The organism is Flavobacteriales bacterium (genome assembly GCA_020635795.1).
GTDB lineage: Bacteria > Bacteroidota > Bacteroidia > Flavobacteriales_E > Vicingaceae > Vicingus.
Genome location: JACJZD010000004.1, coordinates 63,116 through 85,071 on the forward strand (window position 1 = coordinate 63,116; position 21,956 = coordinate 85,071).

Sequence of the window (21,956 nt, forward strand, 5' to 3'; positions counted from 1 at the left end):
GTATAAAAATCATAAATAAATAAATCTTAAAATACTAAATTAGAGGCTTCAATTTAATTACAATTTAAAACCATAACAACTATGTTTGACAAAGACGAATTTAGAAAATATGCTATTAAACACAGAGGTATAAGTAGCTCAGTATACGATCAATATCAATCGATTCATGCCGATTATATTTCTCCAACTATTATTGAAGAGCGTCAATTGAACGTAGCTTCTATGGATGTGTTCTCTCGATTAATGATGGATAGAATTATATTTCTTGGAACAGGAATTAACGATTACGTAGCAAATATTATTCAAGCACAATTGCTTTTTTTAGAGTCGGTTGATGCAAAAAAAGATATTCAAATTTATGTAAACTCACCAGGTGGTGGTGTTTATGCAGGTTTAGGTATTTATGATACCATGCAGTATATTGCACCAGATGTAGCAACTATTTGTACGGGTATGGCAGCTTCTATGGGTGCTGTTTTATTGTGTGCTGGTGCGGCTGGAAAAAGAACAGCCCTTCCTCATTCAAGAGTGATGATTCACCAACCTTTAGGTGGAGCTCAAGGACAAGCATCCGATATCGAAATTACTGCAAGAGAAATCCAAAAATTAAAAAAAGAATTGTACGATATAATTGCTAAACATTCGGGTAAGGATTACGATACTGTTTGGAAAGATAGCGATAGAGATTACTGGATGATTGCACAAGAAGCCAAAGAATATGGTATGATTGACGAAGTTTTAGTAAAAGAGAAAAAATAAGCCCACCCCATCCCTCCCGAAGGGAGGGTGAGCTAACTCTAAAATAAGGATTAAGTTTTTTTAATATTAGAAAAATTAAGAAATAATATGAATTTCGCCTCATTTCCCCCTTCGGGGGATTAAGGGGGCTTTCAAACTATAAAAATATGAGCTATATTGCACAAGTACATGCACGACAAATTTTAGATTCTAGAGGTAACCCAACTGTTGAAGTTGATGTAATCACTCAAAATGGTGTTTTAGGTAGAGCAGCTGTTCCTTCTGGAGCATCAACTGGTAAATACGAGGCAGTAGAATTACGAGATGGAGATAAAGGCAGATACATGGGTAAAGGGGTTTTGAAAGCGATTCAAAACATAAATACAGTTATTAATGAAGAATTAATGGGAGCTTATGTTTTAGATCAAGCTGGAATTGATAAAGCATTAATTGCCTTAGATGGTTCTGAAAACAAAAGTAACATAGGTGCTAATGCCATTTTAGGAGTATCAATGGCTTGTGCTAAAGCTGCTTCTGAAGAGACAGGAATTCCGTTGTATAGTTATGTTGGAGGGGTCAATGCCAATATGTTGCCTATTCCAATGATGAATATTTTAAATGGAGGTTCTCATGCTGATAATAGTATTGATTTCCAAGAGTTTATGGTTATGCCAGTTGGTGCATCATCGTTTAGTGAAGGGTTAAGAATGGGAACAGAGGTTTTTCATCACTTGAAAGAAGTACTGAAATCTAAAGGTCATTCTACAAATGTTGGTGATGAAGGTGGTTTTGCTCCAAATTTAAAATCGAATGAAGAGGCGATTGAAACAGTTTTAATGGCGATTGAAAAGGCAGGATACAAACCAGGCGATGATATGTTTATTGCAATGGATGCTGCTAGTTCAGAGTTTTACAATGCCAAAGAAAAGGTATATCATTTCCATCAATCGACAGGAGATAAATTAACCTCTTCAGAAATGGTAAGTTATTGGAAAGATTGGACAAAAAAATATCCGATTCTATCGATAGAAGATGGTTTAGATGAAGATGATTGGGCTGGATGGGCACAATTAAATGCCGCTATTGGTAATAAAGTTCAGTTAGTTGGTGACGATTTATTTGTTACCAATGTAAAAAGATTAAAAAGAGGAATTGAAGAAAAATCAGCCAATTCTATTTTAATTAAAGTAAATCAAATAGGCTCATTAACAGAAACTATTAATGCTGTTGATATGGCAAATAGAGCTTCTTTTACGTCTGTTATGAGTCATCGTTCGGGCGAAACTGAAGATACCACCATTGCTGATTTAGCGGTAGCGTTAAATACTGGTCAAATTAAAACGGGTTCAGCATCTCGTTCTGATAGAATGGCAAAATATAACCAACTATTGAGAATTGAAGAAGCGCTTGGTTCAACTGCCAGATATTTGGGTAGAGATTTGAAGTTTTTGAAATAAGCGGATTTTAAAGATAAATTGTTAACAAAGCCTTTAGTTTTCTAAAGGCTTTGTTAGTTTTTAGAAGAAATGAAAATATTACATTTATTTTATTCCAATTGTTTGCTAATTAATTTTAGCTTAATTAAATTCGCATGAGCCGAATAGAACATTCACATCTTAATAATATAAAACATGTCTGAAATAGCAAAATTAGAGCTTAATGGGAAAGTTTACGAATTTCCTGTTATAGAGGGAACTGAAAACGAAAAAGCAATTGATATTACTAAATTGAGAGGAGCAACTGGTTATATAACCATGGATCCAGGGTATAAAAATTCAGGTGCTTGTACAAGTGCAATTACTTTTCTTGATGGAGAAGAAGGAATATTGAGATACAGAGGATATTCGATAGAAGATTTAGCTGGAAAAGCTACATTTTTAGAAGTTTGTTATTTATTAGTTTTTGGCGATTTACCAACAAAGGCTGAATTAGAAAAATTCGAAAACAACATTCGAAAATATACTTTAGTAAATGAGGAAATGAAAGACATCATTGATGGATTTCCTAAAAGTGCTCATCCAATGGGTATTTTATCTTCATTAACAAGTGCATTAACAGCTTTCAATTCTAAACCAGTTGATGTAACTTCTGAAGAAGCGATTTATAATGCTGTTTGTAAAACATTAGGAAAATTTGTTGTTTTAGCAACGTGGGTTCATCGAAAAAGAGAAGGTTTCCCTTTGAACTATTACGATAATTCAAAAGGATATGTTGAGAATTTTATGCACATGATGTTTGCTATTCCAACCGAAAAATATACAGCAAATCCAATTATTGTGGATGCATTGGATAAATTGTTTATCCTTCATGCCGACCACGAACAAAACTGTTCTACATCAACCGTAAGAATTGTTGGTTCTTCTCATGCTGGATTATTTGCTTCAATTTCTGCTGGAGTTTCTGCATTATGGGGTCCATTACATGGTGGTGCTAATCAAGCTGTAATTGAAATGTTAGAAGCAATTAAAGCTGATGGTGGAGATGTTGAAAAATACATTCTTAAAGCGAAAGATAAAGATGATCCATTCCGTTTAATGGGCTTTGGACACAGAGTTTATAAAAACTTTGACCCAAGAGCAAAAATCATTAAAAAAGCAGCTGACGATGTTTTAGATGCTTTAGGTATTGATGATCCAATTTTAGATATTGCAAAAAAATTAGAGAAAACGGCTTTGGAAGATGAATATTTCAAATCAAAAAATCTTTACCCAAATGTTGATTTCTACTCAGGTATTATTTACCGTGCATTAGGTATTCCTTCAGAAATGTTTACTGTAATGTTTGCTGTAGGTCGTTTGCCAGGATGGATTGCTCAATGGATTGAAATGAGAGTTAACCAAGAACCAATTGGAAGACCTAGACAAATTTATACTGGACATACTTTACGTCCATTTAAAGAAGTGTCAAATAGATAAAAGACAAGGTTTGTTTAACTAAAAAAGGTGATTCATTTGAATCACCTTTTTTGTTCTTAATAATTTTTGTGGTTTATCTAAATAGCGTTAAGGCACCTTTTTTAGTAATTCCATTAATTTCTACAATGTAGTAATAGGTTCCAGCTGGTACTTCATCACCTGTTGTTGTTCGTCCATCCCAACCAATATTCTGATTGATTGCTTCAAAAACCAACATTCCCCAACGGTTAAATATTTGAACATTTACGCAAGTACTTAAATTCTTAGGTAAATCGAGTCTAAACAAATCATTAAATCCATCCCTATTAGGAGTAAAAACACTTGATGGAGTAACATCAAATAAATCTTCAAAGTTGCCATTAACAATTGGTAAAGAGAATGTACTAAAACATCCGTTTAGATTTGTTGCAGTTAAAACGGTATTGTTGCTTGTTCCATAATTAAAAACATGGCTAGGATTTACTAATGTAGATGTTTGACCATCTCCAAAATTCCATAAAAATGAATTTGCCAATAAACTTTGGTTATTAAAGTTAACTAATATTCCATCACAAGCTAAAGATGTTTCAAAAGTGAAATCTGCAATTGGTTTATCAACAGCAACAACGGTTAACGAAGTAGAATCTGAGCAGCCATTGATATCTTGTACTGTAACTGTATATGTAATAGTATTAGGTGTATTGGTAAATGGATTAGAGATGTTTGGATTAGATAAATTTATAGTTGGAGACCAGGTGTATGCCGCATTTGACGGACCAAAAGCATTTAACTGTAGACTATCGCCAATACAAATTGTGGTATTAGTAAGGTCAGGAATAGTAAATACAGAAACAATAATAGAATCAGTATTAGAGCAAGAATTGGCATCTGTTCCTTTTACAAAGTAGGTTATTGTATTTGGTGGATATACAAATGGATTAAAAATTGAATTATTTGTAATAAAAGTATTTGGTGTCCAAACGTAATTTATTCCGCCTGTGGCAATTAGTTGTATTGAGTCTCCAATACAACGATAAACGGTATCCGTTGTTCCTATAGTGATAGTTGGCAGCGAATTAACATTCACGACAACGGTATCGGTATTAACACAAAGGTTAATATCCGTACCAGTAACGATGTAAGAAGTAGTAGCAGAAGGGAAAGCAAGCGGGTTACTAATGTTGGGGTTTGATAATCCAGCACTAGGCGACCAAGCATAAGTATTACCTCCCGAAGCATTAAGCTGAGTAGTATCCCCGACACAGATGGTAGAATCAAACCCAGCAGAAATGATAGGCAGCGAGTTAACCGAAACAATAACAGAATCGAAGTTCGCACAAGAGTTGATATCGGTAGCAAAAACAAAATAAGTGGTAGTAGCAGTTGGCGAAGCAATAGGATTACTAATGGTGGTATCCGACAAGCCAGCCGAAGGCGTCCATAAATAATTTGTACCCCCAGTAGCATTAAGCTGCGCAGAAGAGCCGATACAAATAGCGGTATCATTACCTGCATTAATAGTAGGAAGCGGATGAACAGTCACTAAAACGGTGTCGGTATTAACACAAGAATTACCATCAGTACCCGTAACCATGTAGTTGGTAGAAGAACCAGGGCTAGCAATAGGATTGCTAATGGTAGTATCCGATAAACCAGCCGAAGGCGTCCACAAATAAGAAGTAGCCCCCGAAGCATTAAGTTGTACCGAACCACCAATACAGAACGAAGTATCATTACCAGCATTAACAGTTGGCAGCGAATTAACATTCACGACAACGGTATCGGTATTAACGCAAAGGTTAATATCCGTACCGGTAACGATGTAAGAAGTGGTAGCAGAAGGGAAAGCAAGCGGGTTACTAATGTTAGGGTTCGATAATCCAGCAATAGGTGACCAAGCATAAGCATTACCCCCCGAAGCATTAAGCTGAGTAGTATCCCCGACACAGATAGTAGAATCAAAACCAGCAGAAATGATAGGCAGCGAGTTAACCGAAACAATAACAGAATCGAAGTTCGCACAAGAGTTGATATCGGTAGCAAAAACAAAATAAGTGGTAGTAGCAGTTGGCGAAGCAATAGGATTACTAATGGTTGTATCTGACAAGCCAGCCGAAGGCGTCCATAAATAATTTGTACCCCCAGTAGCATTAAGCTGCGCAGAAGAGCCGATACAAATAGCGGTATCATTACCTGCATTAATAGTAGGAAGCGGATGAACAGTCACTAAAACGGTGTCGGTATTAACACAAGAATTACCATCAGTACCCATAACCAAGTAGTTGGTAGAAGAACCAGGACTAGCAATAGGATTGCTAATGGTAGTATCCGATAAACCAGCCGAAGGCGTCCAAAGATAAGAAGTAGCTCCTGAAGCATTAAGTTGCACCGAACCACCAATACAGAACGAAGTATCATTACCAGCATTAACAGTTGGCAATGAATTAACATTCACGACAACGGTATCGGTATTAACACAAAGGTTAATATCCGTACCAGTAACGATGTAAGAAGTAGTAGCAGAAGGGAAAGCAAGCGGGTTACTAATGTTGGGGTTTGATAAGCCAGCAATAGGCGACCAAGCATAAGCATTACCCCCCGAAGCATTAAGCTGAGTAGTATCACCAAAACAGATGGTAGAATCAAAACCAGCAGAAATGATAGGCAGCGAGTTAACCGAAACAATAACAGAATCGAAGTTCGCACAAGAGTTGATATCGGTAGCAAAAACAAAATAAGTGGTAGTAGCAGTTGGCGAAGCAATAGGGTTACTAATGGTGGTATCTGACAAGCCAGCCGAAGGCGTCCATAAATAATTTGTACCACCAGTAGCATTAAGCTGCGCCGAAGAGCCGATACAAATAGCAGTATCATTACCAGCATTAATAGTAGGAAGCGGATGAACAGTCACTAAAACGGTGTCGGTATTAACACAAGAATTACCATCAGTACCCGTAACCATGTAGTTGGTAGAAGAACCAGGGCTAGCAATAGGATTGCTAATGGTAGTATCCGATAAACCAGCCGAAGGCGTCCACAAATAAGAAGTAGCCCCCGAAGCATTAAGTTGTACCGAACCACCAATACAGAACGAAGTATCATTACCAGCATTAACAGTTGGCAGCGAATTAACATTCACGACAACGGTATCGGTATTAACACAAAGGTTAATATCCGTACCAGTAACGATGTAAGAAGTAGTAGCAGAAGGGAAAGCAAGCGGGTTACTAATGTTGGGGTTTGATAATCCAGCACTAGGCGACCAAGCATAAGTATTACCTCCCGAAGCATTAAGCTGAGTAGTATCCCCGACACAGATGGTAGAATCAAACCCAGCAGAAATGATAGGTAGCGAGTTAACCGAAACAATAACAGAATCGAAGTTCGCACAAGAGTTGATATCGGTAGCAAAAACAAAATAAGTGGTAGTAGCAGTTGGCGAAGCAATAGGATTACTAATGGTGGTATCCGACAAGCCAGCCGAAGGCGTCCATAAATAATTTGTACCCCCAGTAGCATTAAGCTGCGCCGAAGAGCCGATACAAATAGCGGTATCATTACCCGCATTAATAGTAGGAAGCGGATGAACAGTCACTAAAACGGTGTCGATTCCAGAACATCCTAATGCATCTGTAACAGTTACTTGATAGGTAGTTGTAGTTAATGGTGTAGCTACAGGATTAGCAATATTAGGATTTGATAATCCTGTAACAGGGCTCCAACTATAAATATTTCCACCTGTTGCATTGAGCTGAACCGAGCCACCAATACAAACACTGGTATCATTACCAGCATCTAACGTAATCGAGCCAACGGTAATATTTATGGTATCTTTTGCAGTACAAACACTATTTGTAACGGTAACAATATAACTTCCAGAAATACTAGGCCAAACTAATGGATTTGGAACAGCAGTATTATTAATGTTAGTATTTGGTGTCCACAAATAAGTGGAGCCGAATGGACCTGTTGGACTTCCTCCAATTTGGATAGTATCACCCAAACAAATATTGGTGTCTGAACCAGCATTTACAATTGGAGGAGCTATTATGGTAACATTAGTATCAATAATTACAGAAGGGCATCCACAAGCACTTAGACTGTTTACTTCAACAGTTCCAGTTCCTACCGAACCCCAAGTTACATTAATTGAATTTGTACCTTGTCCTGAGTTTATGCTTCCTCCTATAATATTCCAATTATAAGTGGACCCAGTTATGGTGTTGGTGGTATAAGTTGAGGTACTATTGGCACAGACTGTATTTGTTCCATTAATAATGGTTGGAGGTGTGGGAGGGGTTACTGTAATTTCATAAATTACGTTAGTTGTTTTAGGGGGACAACCATTATCCGTAACAGATATATTAAACAAATAAGGCAAGGCTTGTGATGTTCCACATGATGATTGCCAATTAAAACTTGCTGTAACGGTGGAATCTCCAACAACTAAAGAATCGATGGTGGCAGGCGGATTAACAAAAGATGAATTGAATATTTGTCCTGTAGCTGTTAATGTCAAACTATCGCCATTGGCATCAGTAAATGTTACAGGGAAATTTAAACTTCCACACTCTTCTATACTATATTGAGTAGTACCACTTCCACCCGTAGATGATAAATTTGGAGCAGGGTTAGGAGGACAAGTTATAACTAATAATTGCAAATCTCTACGAGATACACCTATTAATCTCCCAGCTCTAAACTCTCTAATTTCCACAGCTACAACGTAATTGCCAAGGTTTGGAGCCATATATTGTGTTAAACCATTTCCGCCATTTATAAATGAGAAACCACCAGCACCAAAGGGTTGTGCAGTAGAGTACCCACCATTATAAAGTGTTGGTGTAATAGCCCAAGGTAGTGGACTTGGATTTGTTCCGTTACCAGCCATTGGAGTTACAAAAGAAAAAATCAATTGATCGCCATCAGGATCTATTGCTGTGTTTAGAATAGATACCGTATCGTTTACACATAAAAAAGGTACGGGATCATCAAGAAAAACTGGGGTACTATTGTTTACTAACGAAGGTGCAATGTATGCATGAAATGCCATTGCAGTTCCTCCAGGATTAGACAAATTTGTAATAGCTGCATTTCTAGCAAAATTTTCGAAATACAAATGATAACCATTAAAATTTAGAGGTAAATCAACAGTAGCTTCATAAACTCCCTTGAATATACAAACAGATTGGCCAATAGCACAGCCACTTGATGTAGGAGGTATTACTTCATTACTGTCAATTAAATTTAAGGTTAATGATTGGAAAAATGTTTTGTTTCCTCCCCCCATAGGGTTGTTAGGTATATCTTGAAGATAGATACCAACGGTTTGGGTTGGAACTGGTAATGGGATTTGAGAATTGGTGTCACAGTTGTTGTAAACGGTTAGCTTTACTTTGTAACGGTAATTTGCCCCGACTTTACCAAGGTATTCATATCCAAGGCTACCACCAATTAGATGCGATGCTAATAGGGATGTTCCAAAGGAAATAAATAATAAAAATGCTAGAAACTTGCGAATCATTGTATGTTTAATTTTTTGATTACTTCAGTATTATTTGAAGAGATGTTTATAAAATACAAACCTTTAGGTAGTCCTTCAACATTAAGTTGTATTGATGTATCCGAAATTCTATAATCTTGTATTACTTGTCCAACAGTATTAATTAGCATTATGCGGTCAATTTTTATATTAGTTCCGCTTGGAGCTTTAATATTTACAATGTTTTTGGCTGGATTTGGATAAACCTTAAATTCAGTTTCGTTTGTTGCAACAGCATCAATACCTACAGGTAGACACGACCAATCCAATTCAAATCCAGCTCTGTTTAATGTGAAATCACTTTTTTGTCTAATTGTTATACTATTTCCTGTAGAAGTAATCGGAAATGGTATGGTAGTTCCAGTAAACTTAGCAATACGTGGGCTTGCTATTGATGGTCCGTCATAAACAACTATCGAATCAAAGTTGTTTTCAAAATCGAATGAAATAAATGTTAAACTCACTTTTGATGCTCCAACTGGTTGAATAGTAACTGAACCATCAGAGTTGTCAGCATAGTTAGATAAACCTCCATTGTCCATCAACTTTCCATTACATTGAGTAATTAAATTGTTACCAGTAATCGGAATAGTATCAAAACAAACTATTCTAATGTAGTTGATAAAAGCAGTAGAATCAGAACCAAAAGCATTAGTGGTAACCAAACTTACAGTAAAGTATCCTTGTGTTAAATACAAGTGAGATGGATTTTGTAAATTACTTGTAGTTCCATCGCCAAAATACCACTTCCAAGTTGTAGGTAAATTAGTGCTTAGATCGGTAAAATTGATAGTTTGAGAGCAAGCAGTAGTTTGAGAAGCAGTAAAATTGCTATTTGGAGCAGTATTATTTGGTTGAATGATTATTCCATAATCTTCGGTTTGACCAAAATCGTTATTGGTACAACCCGATTGAGCCGTTCCAACTACATCAGAAGAAATTCTCATTCTCAATGGAGTGTTTAAAACAGCTCCAGTTGGAATTACTATATTTCCGCTAGGGTTATATTGGCTAGAGGAGTTTAAAACCAATTCATTAGTGTTGTTAAATACTCCATCATTATTAAAATCAATCCAAGCTCTGGTATCTTGTGCATTACTTATTCCTGTTGAAATAGAAAGCAAATATGAATTACCTTCATTTACGGTAGTTTGTTTTGTACAAGAAAAATCTTTATACCCTTCGGCAGCATCATTACTACTGTTAGAAATGGTGTTAAAATTAACATTAGTTATACCATAACCACAACAATAAGCTAAGGTTGAAGGTGAGCAAGATGCACTAACGACTTGTGAAGCAGTATTAACTGTAATGTAATTAACAATTGAATCTGTATTTGTTCCATTGGTATTAGAAACTGTTAATGAAACGGTATAAACACCGCTTGAACTGTATGTGTGACAAGGGTTTTGTTGATTAGAGGTATTACCATCTCCAAAATTCCATAGCCAACTTGTAGGAGCATTTATTGATTGGTCGGTAAAACATATTGTTCCACTACATGATGTAGTATTGTCCGCCACAAAAATTGGTGTTGGAGGATTGGAATTTTGATTGATAATAACAGTATAATCTTCTGCTTGTCCGTAATCTAAATTTCCACAAGCAGTTGGTTGTGCACTAAAATCGTAATCAGCAGAAATCCTCATTCGAAGAGGAGTATTTAGTACTGCTCCAGTAGGAATATTAATAGTTGAGGTAACATTTAATTGTGATGTTTTGGTTAACACTTTTTCGTTGGTATTATTAAATACACCATCGTTGTTGTAATCAATCCATGCTGTATAGTTTTGTGTTGAAGGTGCTGTAGTTTCAATTTTCAACAAATAAGACTGACCTTCATAAACAGTAGTTTGGGCACAGGTAAAACTGCTATAACCATCTATTCCATCGTTTGAAGAGTTATTTATGGTGTTAAAAATGACTTTACTTATACCAAAACCACAACAATACGTTAAAGTTGATGGAGTGCATGAAGCAGCAACTGGAAATGATCCTGAAGTATTTACAGTAATATAATTTGGATAATAAACCGAATCGCAACCATTAGCATTACAAGCTTTAAGCGAAACATTATAAACACCATTGCTTAAGTAAGTGTGCGATGGATTTTGTGAATTACTTGTAGTACCATCACCAAAATACCAAAGCCAACTTGTAGGGTTGTCAGTTGATGAATCAGTAAATGAAACTAAACCTGAACAACTGGTTGTTGGATTTGCAGTAAAACTTGCAGTTGGAGGTAAGTTTAAACCATTCCATTCAAAAACCATATTTGGTCGTTGAGAAGCAAATCCATCCACAGTAGTTCTTCCACAAACCCCAGCTTGGTCGGCATAAGTCCAAATGGAACTTTGGAAAGAAGTCGAACTTAAAAGAAACATAGCATTTTGAGTATAACTGGTATTGTTAAAACAAGTTTGCACAATAATATTAGATGTACCATTCCACACAAAAGGAGTTGTAAAAGTATGGGTATTCAATGCCGTAACATCGGTGTAGCTTTGTGGTACTAATACAGTTGTTAATCCGGTTTCAAATGCCGAAATTGTGGTTGAGGCAGTTTGTTTCATAGCAATGGTAAATCCTTGCATGGTAACGCCATTTGGAGTATTAACTTTAAACGAAAGTTTTGTAATAGTACCAGCAGTCATTCCTGCAGCATTTAATTCACTCGCTAAAATTAAAAACTGATGTTTTGCTCCAAAGTACCAGTTTCCATATGGTGCGGGGTAGGTGGTGGGAGTGTTTGTAGAAACACCATTACCAATAGTGATAGCTGTAGCGTTTACTTTTAGTATTGAGAAGATTAGCACAATACATAAAACAAAATAAAATCTTTTCATAACTTACTGATTTTAAACAAATACAAATTTAATATACTTCGTTATATTCTTAAATTTATAGTGCAATTTAGTTAAATAAAATAGATTAAAATATGATTTACGTCTATTTTAAAGACTTTGGTGTTATTTATTTTTTAAACGGTATGTTTTATGGGTAAAATGTGCATTTTAACACCTTTTTTTGCCATTTGTGTATTTCTTATTAAAAACAATTTTTAAACTATTAATTTTACCCTCATGGATATTTTACATGTAAAAAGGGTTTATAAAAATTATGCATCTCATACGGCTCTACATAATGTGTCGTTGCATATCCCTCAGCAGAGTATTTTTGGGCTTTTAGGTCCGAATGGAGCTGGAAAAACTTCGTTGATTAGAATTATAAATCAAATAACTGCACCCGATAAAGGGGAAGTTTTTTTTGAACGAGAATTATTATCGCCAAAACATATTGGACAAATTGGGTATTTGCCAGAAGAGAGAGGTTTGTATAAAAAAATGCAGGTTGGTGAACAAGCGTTGTACCTTGCTCAATTAAAAGGGATGAGCAAACAAGAAGCTACAATTAAACTAAAGCAATGGTTTCAAAAATTTGAAATAGATGGTTGGTGGAATAAAAAAGTAGAAGAGCTTTCGAAAGGGATGGCGCAAAAAGTACAGTTTATTACTACGGTATTACACGAACCTAAATTGTTGATTTTAGACGAACCGTTCAGTGGTTTTGACCCCATCAATGCCAATTTAATTAAGAAAGAAATTTTAGAATTGAGAGAGAAGGGTTCTACCATTATTTTTTCTACGCACAACATGGAATCGGTGGAAGAAATATGCGACCATATTGCGTTAATTAACAAATCAAAAAAAATTTTAGACGGAAAAGTAACCGAAATTAAAGATGCTTATCGTTCAAATAGTTATGAAATAATTTTTGAAGGCAACATGATTGCTTTTTCAACGGCATTATGGACTGGTTTCGAAATTTTATCAACCACTACCGATAGGGGTAGAACTCATGTGAAAGTAAAAGGAACAGATGATAAAATGAGTGTGAATGCTTTAATAGGAGCATTGCTTAACCATGTCAGAATTATTTCTGTTCATGAATTAACACCTAGTATGAATGAAATTTTTATTCAAAAAGTAGGCGAAATTAATCCAGCAGATTTAAGTGAAGGAGGTTCAGATGAATAAAATATTTTTAATCATAAAACGCGAATACTTAACAAGAGTCAAAAAGAAATCATTTGTAATCATGACCTTATTAGGACCGTTATTAATGGCTGCATTAATGATAGTTCCTGTTTGGATAGGCATGAAAGATAAAGACTTTCAAATTATTGAAGTGATTGATGAAACAGGCTTGTTTATTGACCAATTTGAAGACACAAAAACACTACGTTTTGAGCAGCAATTTGTAGATATTGAAATGGCAAAAGATTCATTTTATGAATCAAAATACACTTCCATTTTACATATAACTGGGATAGGAAAAGAGTCGACAGCGAAGATGTATTACAAAAAACAGCCAGGAATCAACACAGTATCAAAAATTGAAACAACCATTGAGGATGGGATACGAAATATTGAATTGAAAGAGCAGTTTAATATATCTCGAGAACAGCTTGAAAAAATTCAACCCAATGTTACGGTCGAAACCATTTTTAGAAACGCTGATGGTGCTGAAGAAACCAAGAGTTCCACAATTAGTACAGTTTTGGGATTTGGTGCAGCCATTATTATTTATATGTTTATCTTCTTATATGGTGTTCAAGTAATGAGAGGTGTTATTGAAGAAAAAACAAGTAGAATTGTTGAAATAATTATTTCTTCGGTTAAACCTTTTCAGTTAATGTTGGGTAAAATAGTGGGTATTGCTATGGTTGGCTTAACACAGTTTTTACTCTGGATTATTTTAACAGGAATTATTATTTCTATAGCACAAGTGCTATTAAATCAAAATATTGAAGTGGCTGATACTGCTGCAATAGAAGAAGTGATGAAAGCACAAGGAGCAGGAAATGTAAATACAACAAATATGGCTGGACAAATCCAATCCATAATTGATGAAATTCCGATTGTTAAGTTGCTAGTTTCGTTCTTGTTTTACTTTTTAGGAGGGTATTTGTTGTACGGCGCTTTGTTTGCAGCAGTAGGTTCTGCGGTTGATAGCGAAGCGGATACGCAACAATTTATGATGCCTATAACCATTCCTCTAATATTTGCTTTTGTGGTTGCACAAACCGTTATTCAAAACCCTGATGGAGCAATGGCATTTTGGTTATCTTTATTTCCATTAACTTCACCTATTATTATGATGGTTAGAATTCCATTTGGAGTAGAAACTTGGGAGTTACTTTTATCAATGGTTTTATTGATATTAGGGTTTGTTGGCACCACTTGGATGGCTGGAAAAATTTACCGAACAGGAATTTTAATGTACGGAAAAAAGGTAAGTTATAAAGAGCTTTGGAAATGGCTTTTTTTTAAAGGATAAATTTGGTGTATAGTTTTTAGTGTATGGTTATTGGTTTTTCAAATAAGCAACTACTAAACACTAAACACCAAGAACTAAAAACAAAAAGATGGCAAACATATTAATCATAGACGACGAACGACCAATTAGAAATACCCTGAAAGAAATTTTAGAGTATGAAAAATTTAAGGTTGATGAAGCAGAAGATGGTCCTTCGGGATTAGAAAAAATTAAATCGGGGAAATACGATTTGATTATGTGCGACATTAAAATGCCAAAAATGGACGGCTTGGAAGTATTGGAAAAAAGCATCGATTTTGGAATAGATACTCCTATTGTAATGATTTCGGGGCATGGAACCATTGAAACTGCTGTTGAGGCATTAAAAAAAGGAGCTTATGATTTTATTGCCAAGCCATTAGATTTAAATCGGTTGTTAGTAACCGTTCGTAATGCCATTGATAGAAAAGAACTGGTGCAAGAAACCAAAAAGCTCAAACGTAAAATAAGCGATAAATCAGGAACTACTCAAATAGTTGGCGAATCAGAAGGGATTAAACGAGTAAAAGAAATGATTGCTAAAGTTGCTCCAAGCGATGCTAGGGTTTTGATAACTGGTGCAAATGGAACGGGTAAAGAGTTGGTGGCTCGTAGTTTACACGAACAATCTGAACGTTCCAAAGCTCCTTTTGTTGAAGTAAATTGTGCTGCTATTCCATCCGAATTAATTGAAAGTGAATTATTTGGACACGAAAAAGGAGCGTTTACATCAGCCATAAAAGACCGTAAAGGTTGTTTTGAACAAGCCGAAGGCGGTACGTTGTTTTTGGATGAAATAGGTGACATGAGTTTATCTGCTCAAGCCAAAGTATTGCGAGCTTTACAAGAAAGTAGAATTACTCGAGTTGGTGGCGAAAAAGAAATAAAAGTAAATGTTCGAGTGTTGGCTGCAACCAACAAAGATTTGGTAAAAGAAATAGCTGAAAATAATTTTAGAGAAGATTTATATCATCGTTTAGGTGTAATCCTTATTCATGTACCGTCATTAAATGAGCGTAAAGATGATGTCCCATTGTTGGCAAATTATTTTTTAGAAATGTTGTGCCAAGATCATGGTGTAGCGCTAAAATCTTTTGATAAAGCGGCTTTAGAAGAACTTAAAAATGTAAACTGGACAGGTAACATTCGTGAATTACGAAACATCATTGAGCGTTTGATTATTCTTTGCGATAAAACCATTACAGCAGCTGATATAAAAATGTATGCCAATCCGAAAGGATAAAAGTTTTTTTAGGTCGTCATTGCGGGTCAAGCCCGCAATCTTTTCTTCCTAGTCATCAAGACTGTCTTTTCGTTATCTTCGTCCCTGCAAATGCAGGGAACCAGTTTTTATAAGGTACCTTCGCAGGAGATTAGAAATCGAAGGGAGAAGTGAAAATAGTGATAGAAGAATAACGATATTTTCTACCTGAGTAGTTATGGATATTTTTTTTGGTACCATAAAAATAATCAGTACATTTAGTTTTTTAAATTACTGATTATGAGAAAAATCATACTTTTTCCACTACTTTTTATAAGCTTATTAGCTTTTTCGCAAAACGACTCCTTAGTTAATGGTAATTTTGAAACTGGTGATTGTTCTGGTTGGCAAATTATTAAAGGAACAGTGCCCGCTTCTACACCGCCTCAGCCTTATACTTTTATTTCATCAGGCATCTCAACATGCGATTCTTCGACTAACCACAATATAGTTTCAATTGGTAATGATGCAGTTTGTGGCTTTCCTAAAGTTTTTCCTGGAGGAGGAAATTATTCATTACAATTAGGTAATGGAACTGGAACAGGTAATGGTGCAGCCCGAATTCAACAAACTTTTGAAGTAGATACTGTGAATAATGTTTTTGCATATCATTATGCAGTTGTACTAAATGATGCTGGACATACACTTAGTGAACAACCTTATTTTACTGCAAGAATGTTTAATGTGAATGGTGATACTATTCATTTAAAAGGGTTAACATATTTGCCAGTATCGTCTGGAGGTGATCCTGATTTTATCCCATATGTAGGAGGAGTTTATTTGGATTGGCATACTCAATATGTAGACTTATCTTCTTATGTTGGACAAGACGTAACTATAGAGTTTACTACAGGAGACTGTGCTCAAGGTGGTCATTATAGCTATGCTTATGTGGATGCTGAATGTATAATACCTACACCGTGTATGTTTATGGATTTTGATTTTTCAAATATTCTCCCTATTGCATGTATATCACCAGGTAATATTGAAGTAAATATATTAGGTGGAGACCCACCATTTACTTATAATTGGAGTAGTGGTGATACCACAAGTTCTATTTCACCGATAACTTCAGGTGTTTACTCCTTAACATTAACAGACAGTAGCGGGTGTGTTAAAACAAAAACTGTTTTAGTAAATGGGGCAAGTTCTCCTTCTAATTTTGATTTAGAAGCTAACATTTCATCAGGCTCTTTTCGGCCGAATCAAACAACAAGAATTGATTTGAATGTTTTTAATGATGGCTGTGTTGATACTACAGGGCAATTAACGTTAGTGCTCGATAATAGAGTTACTATGTATAGTTCTTACCCTGTACCAGATTACATAAGTGGTGATACTTTAATTTGGAATACGCCAACTTTAAATTACGATTCAGCACATTTTAGACCTTATGTTTATGTTACAACTAATGGTGGTGTGAATATTGGTGATACCCTTTGTTTTGATATACAAATAACTCCAACTTTAGGAGATGTAAATACAACAAACAACTATAAAAATTATTGTAGAGCAGTTATAAACTCTTACGACCCTAATTATAAAGACGTTTATCCTAAAGGAGAATGTGATAAAAACTATGTGTTAAACAATCAAGAGTTGGTTTATACTGTGCATTTTCAAAACACAGGTACAGCACCAGCAATCGATATTTACGTTTTAGATACATTAAATGCTAGTTTAGATATTAATACAGTTCGAGTAATTGGTCAGAGCCATGAAGGATTAATAACTGAGGTAGAAAACGGTAATGTTTTAAATTTTAAATTCGATAATATTAATTTGCCAGACAGTACTTCTAATGAAGAAGAAAGCCATGGATATGTAATTTTTAGAGTAGAACCAATAAATAACATTGCTCATCAAACAAAGGTTGAAAATTCAGTAGGTATTTATTTTGATTCTAATTTACCTATTTACACCAATACAGTATTCAATACGTTTGTAGATTCTATTCCAAACAAAGAAACTATTTTAACAGAATCTGCGGTTACTAGTTACGATTTAAATGGAATTACTTACGACTCTACTGGAACATATTATCAATATTTAGCTAGTGCAGAAGGTTGTGATAGTACAATTATTCTAAATCTTACCATAACCACAACAGGCATAAATGTGTTGAATTCTAGTAAAGATGTAGTGGTTTATCCAAACCCCATTCGTAATGAATTAAAAATTAGTGTTCCAAACACCTTCTCCACTTATCAAGTAGAAGTAATTAGTATTACAGGACAGCCAATGTTTAAAGGTAACAACACTTCAAAAATCAATACTACGTCGTTTGCTCAAGGGGTATATTTTGTAAAAGTTTGGAACGATAAACAAGTTCAGATTAAAAAGATAGTTAAAGAATAGAATTTCGTCAAAATAGACGATGGAATTAAACCCATCACCTGTTTTATATTTAGCTTACTTCCAAATAGCAGAAAATTAGCCGTACTTTTGTGGCTTAATACCGAGATGACACAAAAAATTTAATGTCATTTTCTAAAAATTTTATATGTCATTTCAATCATTAGGTTTGTCAGAAGCCTTATTAAAAGCTGTCGAAAAAAAAGGTTATACCCAACCATCACCAATACAACAAAAAGCAATTCCCCCAATTTTAGAGCGTAAAGATGTTTTAGCTTCGGCACAAACCGGGACAGGAAAGACAGCTGGGTTTACCTTGCCTATTTTACAAATATTATCACAAAGTGCCCCGTTGAGCCGCCGACCAATTCGCTCGTTGGTATTAACACCAACTAGGGAATTAGCTGCACAGGTTTACGAAAATGTAAGAGAATATAGTGAGTTTATTGACTTTCGTTCAACTGTAATTTTTGGAGGAGTTAATCAAAAACCTCAAGCCAACACCATTCGTAATGGAGTAGATTTATTGGTGGCAACACCTGGTCGTTTGTTGGATTTACACAATCAAAAATTGGTGTCGTTAGCCAACGTTGAAATATTTGTTTTAGACGAAGCCGACCGTATGTTAGACATGGGTTTTTTACGCGATATTCAACGAATAATTGCTTTGTTGCCTAAAAAACGACAAAACTTAATGTTTTCGGCAACATTCTCGAAAGACATAAAAAAATTGGCCAATACCATTTTAAATAATCCAGTATCAGTTGAGGCGACACCTGAAAATAGTACGGCGGAAAAAGTGGAACAAAAAGTTATTCGTGTAGATAAAGGCATGAAAACAGAATTGGCTATAAAGTTGATTAAAGAAGGGGATTGGCAACAAGTATTGATTTTTACTAGAACCAAACACGGAGCAAATCGTTTAAGTGAAAAATTAGGTAAACAAGGTGTTACATCTGCAGCTATTCACGGTAACAAAGCCCAAAATGCACGAACTGCTGCGTTAGATGGATTTAAAAAAGGAACGATTAGAGTGTTGGTTGCTACCGATATTGCTGCTCGTGGATTAGATATACCGTTGTTGCCTCATGTTATTAATTTTGAGTTGCCAAATATTTCTGAAGATTATGTGCACCGAATTGGACGAACAGGAAGAGCAGGAGCAAGCGGTGAAGCATTGTCGTTGGTTGACCACGAAGAATTAGATTATTTGCGTGGAATAGAAAAATTGTTGGGTCAAAAAATTCCTTCAGAAATTATTGAGGGTTTTGAACCGAAAAACATTCCAAGCGAACCAAAAGATAATACAAGAAATTTTAGACGACCAAACCCGAACAAGAACAATACTGGAAATCGTCCAATAAGCAATAATAACAGAAATAGAACTAGGTAATTAATTACCTAGTTTATCACTAACTTCTGAATGTATTTAACATTCGGATTAGACAACGTAACAATATATATTCCTTTTTTGAATGAAGAAATATCTATGGTCTCAAAATTGTTTTGTAAAGCATCTGTAAAGATTATTTTACCAGTTAAATCAGTTATTTCAATTTTGATGTTTCCAACACTATTTTTACTAATGTTTAGAAAATCCTTAGCAGGATTAGGATATATGTTACATAAACTATTTGTCACTACTTCATTAACGCCAGTAATAGTCATGTTACACATATCAACTATGTTAATGGTGTCATTAGAACATAGCGTAACATCATAGTTGTTGTTTGTGCCATTAAACGTAATTGTTTGTAAAGTGTCCATTCCGTAACCAAACATATCAGCTCTTATTATGTATGTACCCATTGGTAAATCAGTAAAAGTAAAATAACCATCAATATCAGTTGTTGTTGCGGACATAATACCACCTCCAGGGGATTGATCAACAGTAATATCAATATCAGGTATTGGCTCACCTGGTGCTTTTAATAAAGGACCACCCGATTCAATTAATCTGCCGTTAATGGTTCCTAAACCACTTAAATTAGGTAGTTCTATTAAATCAATATCTACATAGATAGAGTCGTTACAACTGTTGGCGATGTTATAAACTTGAGCCAACTGCCATTGAGCAGTACCAACAGAATAAGTAGGTGCGCAATTATAAATACTTGTATCACCTAAAGCTTTGATAATATAATTACCAATGGGTACTTCATCGAAAATAAATTCACCATTTGCTGGGTTAACTGCAGTTAAATCAATAACTGTCATATCACTAGGTAAATTACCATCTTTACGGATTAATTGAGCAATACCAGCAGTTACAGGAACAGTTTGAAAATAAATCACTCCATTTATGATTGAACTTGGAAGAGGTTCGTTAATTACTACGTCATCAAATTGAATACATGCATTTGCATCTATTATTGTATACGTGTATGTCCCTGCACAAAGATTATTTAAGTTCTGAGTGGTCATTCCTCCAGGAGTCCAGTTGTAGTTATATGGTGGATTTCCTCCTGCAGGTGTTAGAGTAATTGAACCATCACAAACTCCATGACATGTTAAATCAACAGGCATCGGCGAAACAGAAATATCATTTATTGGAATGTTCACTTCAACGATGTTAGAGTTGACGCAACCATTCACATCAATAATTTGAGTATAAACAATAGTTGAATCAGTATTAAAAGCTGTAGGGTTTGGAATGGCTGTGGTATACGAACCATCTAAATACCAGTTAACAGTATTTTGTCCACCACTTATGTAATTATCCATAGATGTTAAATTAACTGTTGCAAATCCACCACTATCTTCACATTTAATGTGTGAAGTATAATTAACAATTGGTAACGGATTAACAGTTATATTAACCATGTCATTTGCAGAGCATCCGTTTATATCAGTTACGGCTACGGTATAGGTTGTTGTAGTTGTTGGTGAGGCAGAAGGGTTTGGAACTGTTGGTGAAGATAAACCAGTAGTTGGCGACCAATTGTATGTTGTTCCTCCACTTGCAGATAAAGTAGTAGCAGAGCCTAAACAAATGGTTTGGCTAGCACCGGCATTAACACTTGGATTTGGAAAAACATTAACAATTTTAGTAATAGTATCGTATCCGGCACCGTTGTAAACAATTAATGTAGCATTATAACTACCAGGGTTAGAATAAGTATATGTAGGATTTTGAACAGTAGATATTCCTCCATCTCCAAAAGCCCAATCCCAAGTTGTTGGTGTATTTGTTGTTAAATCAATAAATGATGTTGGAGAACCTAAACAAACATTGGTATAATTAAAATCAGCAACAGGATTTTGGGCAAATAAAACGCTATTAATTGAAATTAATAGACCAAATAGTAAATTTCTTTTCATAATAAAGAGGATTAAATAACAACGTAAATATAGGTTTTTATTTTTCTAGTGGCACAAATTTCAATGAAATAGAATTCACACAGTGACGTGTGTTTTTTGATGTAAACCCTTCTCCTTCAAAAACATGGCCTAAGTGCCCTTTACAATTGGCACAAACAATTTCTACACGTCTTCCATCAGCATCTGGCACTCTTAATACGCTACCTTTTATTTCATCATCAAAACTTGGCCAGCCACAGTGCGATTCAAACTTGTCTTTTGAGTTGTACAAAGGAGTATCACATTGTTTACATAAATATTGCCCGTTGGCTTTGTTGGAAGTGTACTCGCCAGTAAATGGTCTTTCGGTACCTTTATTTATGATTACATATTTTTCGGCATCATTTAATTTGTTGTAGTTATTTTGCGACATGGCTGTTGAACTCATTAATAGTGAAAATAATAAATAAAATGTATGTTTTTGAATTGAACTCATAGTGTGTTAAAG

Annotated in this window: 12 protein-coding genes; 8 read left to right on the forward strand and 4 right to left on the reverse strand. The window is 35.1% G+C overall.

Annotation, left to right across the window (positions count from 1 at the left end; all coding sequences use genetic code 11):
- Nucleotides 1-81: 81 nt before the first annotated feature.
- From clpP to H6589_10645, 3 genes are all read left to right on the forward strand, one after another.
- Nucleotides 82-759 (forward strand): ATP-dependent Clp endopeptidase proteolytic subunit ClpP, encoded by a 678-nt coding sequence (gene clpP / locus H6589_10635; protein MCB9175052.1) that lies wholly within the window; start codon nt 82-84, stop codon nt 757-759.
- Between the two features lie 146 nt (nt 760-905).
- The gene (gene eno / locus H6589_10640) at nt 906-2,195 is read left to right on the forward strand and encodes a phosphopyruvate hydratase (GenBank protein MCB9175053.1); all 1,290 of its coding nucleotides are present in this window, start codon (nt 906-908) and stop codon (nt 2,193-2,195) included.
- A 174-nt stretch (nt 2,196-2,369) separates the two neighbouring features.
- Nucleotides 2,370-3,653 (forward strand): citrate synthase, encoded by a 1,284-nt coding sequence (locus H6589_10645; protein MCB9175054.1) that lies wholly within the window; start codon nt 2,370-2,372, stop codon nt 3,651-3,653.
- A 73-nt stretch (nt 3,654-3,726) separates the two neighbouring features.
- Here the strand turns inward: H6589_10645 and H6589_10650 are convergent, their stop codons facing one another.
- Both H6589_10650 and H6589_10655 read right to left on the reverse strand, forming a co-directional pair.
- Entirely contained in the window at nt 3,727-9,156 is a 5,430-nt protein-coding gene (locus H6589_10650) for a gliding motility-associated C-terminal domain-containing protein (GenBank protein MCB9175055.1), read from the reverse strand.
- The gene (locus tag H6589_10655) at nt 9,153-12,020 is read right to left on the reverse strand and encodes a PKD domain-containing protein (protein MCB9175056.1); all 2,868 of its coding nucleotides are present in this window, start codon (nt 12,018-12,020) and stop codon (nt 9,153-9,155) included. The genes H6589_10650 and H6589_10655 overlap by 4 nt, the downstream gene beginning before the upstream one ends.
- 243 nt (nt 12,021-12,263) lie before the next feature.
- Here H6589_10655 and H6589_10660 point away from each other — a divergent pair, with 243 nt between their 5' ends.
- The 5 genes from H6589_10660 to H6589_10680 all read left to right on the forward strand — a co-directional run bounded on the left by H6589_10660 (nt 12,264) and on the right by H6589_10680 (nt 19,541).
- Nucleotides 12,264-13,211 carry an ABC transporter ATP-binding protein gene (locus H6589_10660; protein ID MCB9175057.1) on the forward strand — a complete coding sequence of 316 codons (948 nt, stop codon included), beginning with the start codon at nt 12,264-12,266 and terminating at the stop codon, nt 13,209-13,211.
- A complete protein-coding gene (locus H6589_10665) occupies nt 13,204-14,514 on the forward strand; it encodes an ABC transporter permease (GenBank protein ID MCB9175058.1) in 1,311 nt (436 codons plus the stop codon). The genes H6589_10660 and H6589_10665 overlap by 8 nt, the downstream gene beginning before the upstream one ends.
- A gap of 88 nt (nt 14,515-14,602) precedes the next feature.
- Nucleotides 14,603-15,775: a sigma-54-dependent Fis family transcriptional regulator gene (locus H6589_10670; protein ID MCB9175059.1), complete on the forward strand. Its 1,173-nt coding sequence runs from the start codon at nt 14,603-14,605 to the stop codon at nt 15,773-15,775.
- 258 nt (nt 15,776-16,033) lie between these two features.
- A complete protein-coding gene (locus tag H6589_10675; GenBank protein MCB9175060.1) occupies nt 16,034-18,151 on the forward strand; it encodes a T9SS type A sorting domain-containing protein in 2,118 nt (705 codons plus the stop codon).
- A gap of 145 nt (nt 18,152-18,296) precedes the next feature.
- Complete coding sequence (locus H6589_10680; GenBank protein MCB9175061.1) at nt 18,297-19,541, forward strand: DEAD/DEAH box helicase; 1,245 nt, start codon at nt 18,297-18,299, stop codon at nt 19,539-19,541.
- Between the two features lie 8 nt (nt 19,542-19,549).
- Here H6589_10680 and H6589_10685 read toward each other — a convergent pair whose 3' ends face one another.
- Together H6589_10685 and H6589_10690 are read right to left on the reverse strand one after the other, a co-directional pair.
- A complete protein-coding gene (locus H6589_10685; GenBank protein ID MCB9175062.1) occupies nt 19,550-21,469 on the reverse strand; it encodes a T9SS type A sorting domain-containing protein in 1,920 nt (639 codons plus the stop codon).
- A 37-nt stretch (nt 21,470-21,506) separates the two neighbouring features.
- The gene (locus tag H6589_10690) at nt 21,507-21,944 is read right to left on the reverse strand and encodes a methionine-R-sulfoxide reductase (GenBank protein ID MCB9175063.1); all 438 of its coding nucleotides are present in this window, start codon (nt 21,942-21,944) and stop codon (nt 21,507-21,509) included.
- Between the last annotated feature and the right edge of the window lie 12 nt (nt 21,945-21,956).

Excerpts from the sequence above, each read along its gene's own strand:
- clpP (MCB9175052.1), top strand. The coding sequence starts at position 82 with ATGTTTGACAAAGACGAATTTAGAAAATATGCTATTAAACACAGAGGT.
- eno (MCB9175053.1), top strand. The coding sequence starts at position 906 with ATGAGCTATATTGCACAAGTACATGCACGACAAATTTTAGATTCTAGA.
- H6589_10645 (MCB9175054.1), top strand. The coding sequence starts at position 2,370 with ATGTCTGAAATAGCAAAATTAGAGCTTAATGGGAAAGTTTACGAATTT.
- H6589_10650 (MCB9175055.1), bottom strand. The coding sequence starts at position 9,156 with ATGATTCGCAAGTTTCTAGCATTTTTATTATTTATTTCCTTTGGAACA.
- H6589_10655 (MCB9175056.1), bottom strand. The coding sequence starts at position 12,020 with ATGAAAAGATTTTATTTTGTTTTATGTATTGTGCTAATCTTCTCAATA.
- H6589_10665 (MCB9175058.1), top strand. The coding sequence starts at position 13,204 with ATGAATAAAATATTTTTAATCATAAAACGCGAATACTTAACAAGAGTC.
- H6589_10670 (MCB9175059.1), top strand. The coding sequence starts at position 14,603 with ATGGCAAACATATTAATCATAGACGACGAACGACCAATTAGAAATACC.
- H6589_10675 (MCB9175060.1), top strand. The coding sequence starts at position 16,034 with ATGAGAAAAATCATACTTTTTCCACTACTTTTTATAAGCTTATTAGCT.
- H6589_10680 (MCB9175061.1), top strand. The coding sequence starts at position 18,297 with ATGTCATTTCAATCATTAGGTTTGTCAGAAGCCTTATTAAAAGCTGTC.
- H6589_10685 (MCB9175062.1), bottom strand. The coding sequence starts at position 21,469 with ATGAAAAGAAATTTACTATTTGGTCTATTAATTTCAATTAATAGCGTT.
- H6589_10690 (MCB9175063.1), bottom strand. The coding sequence starts at position 21,944 with ATGAGTTCAATTCAAAAACATACATTTTATTTATTATTTTCACTATTA.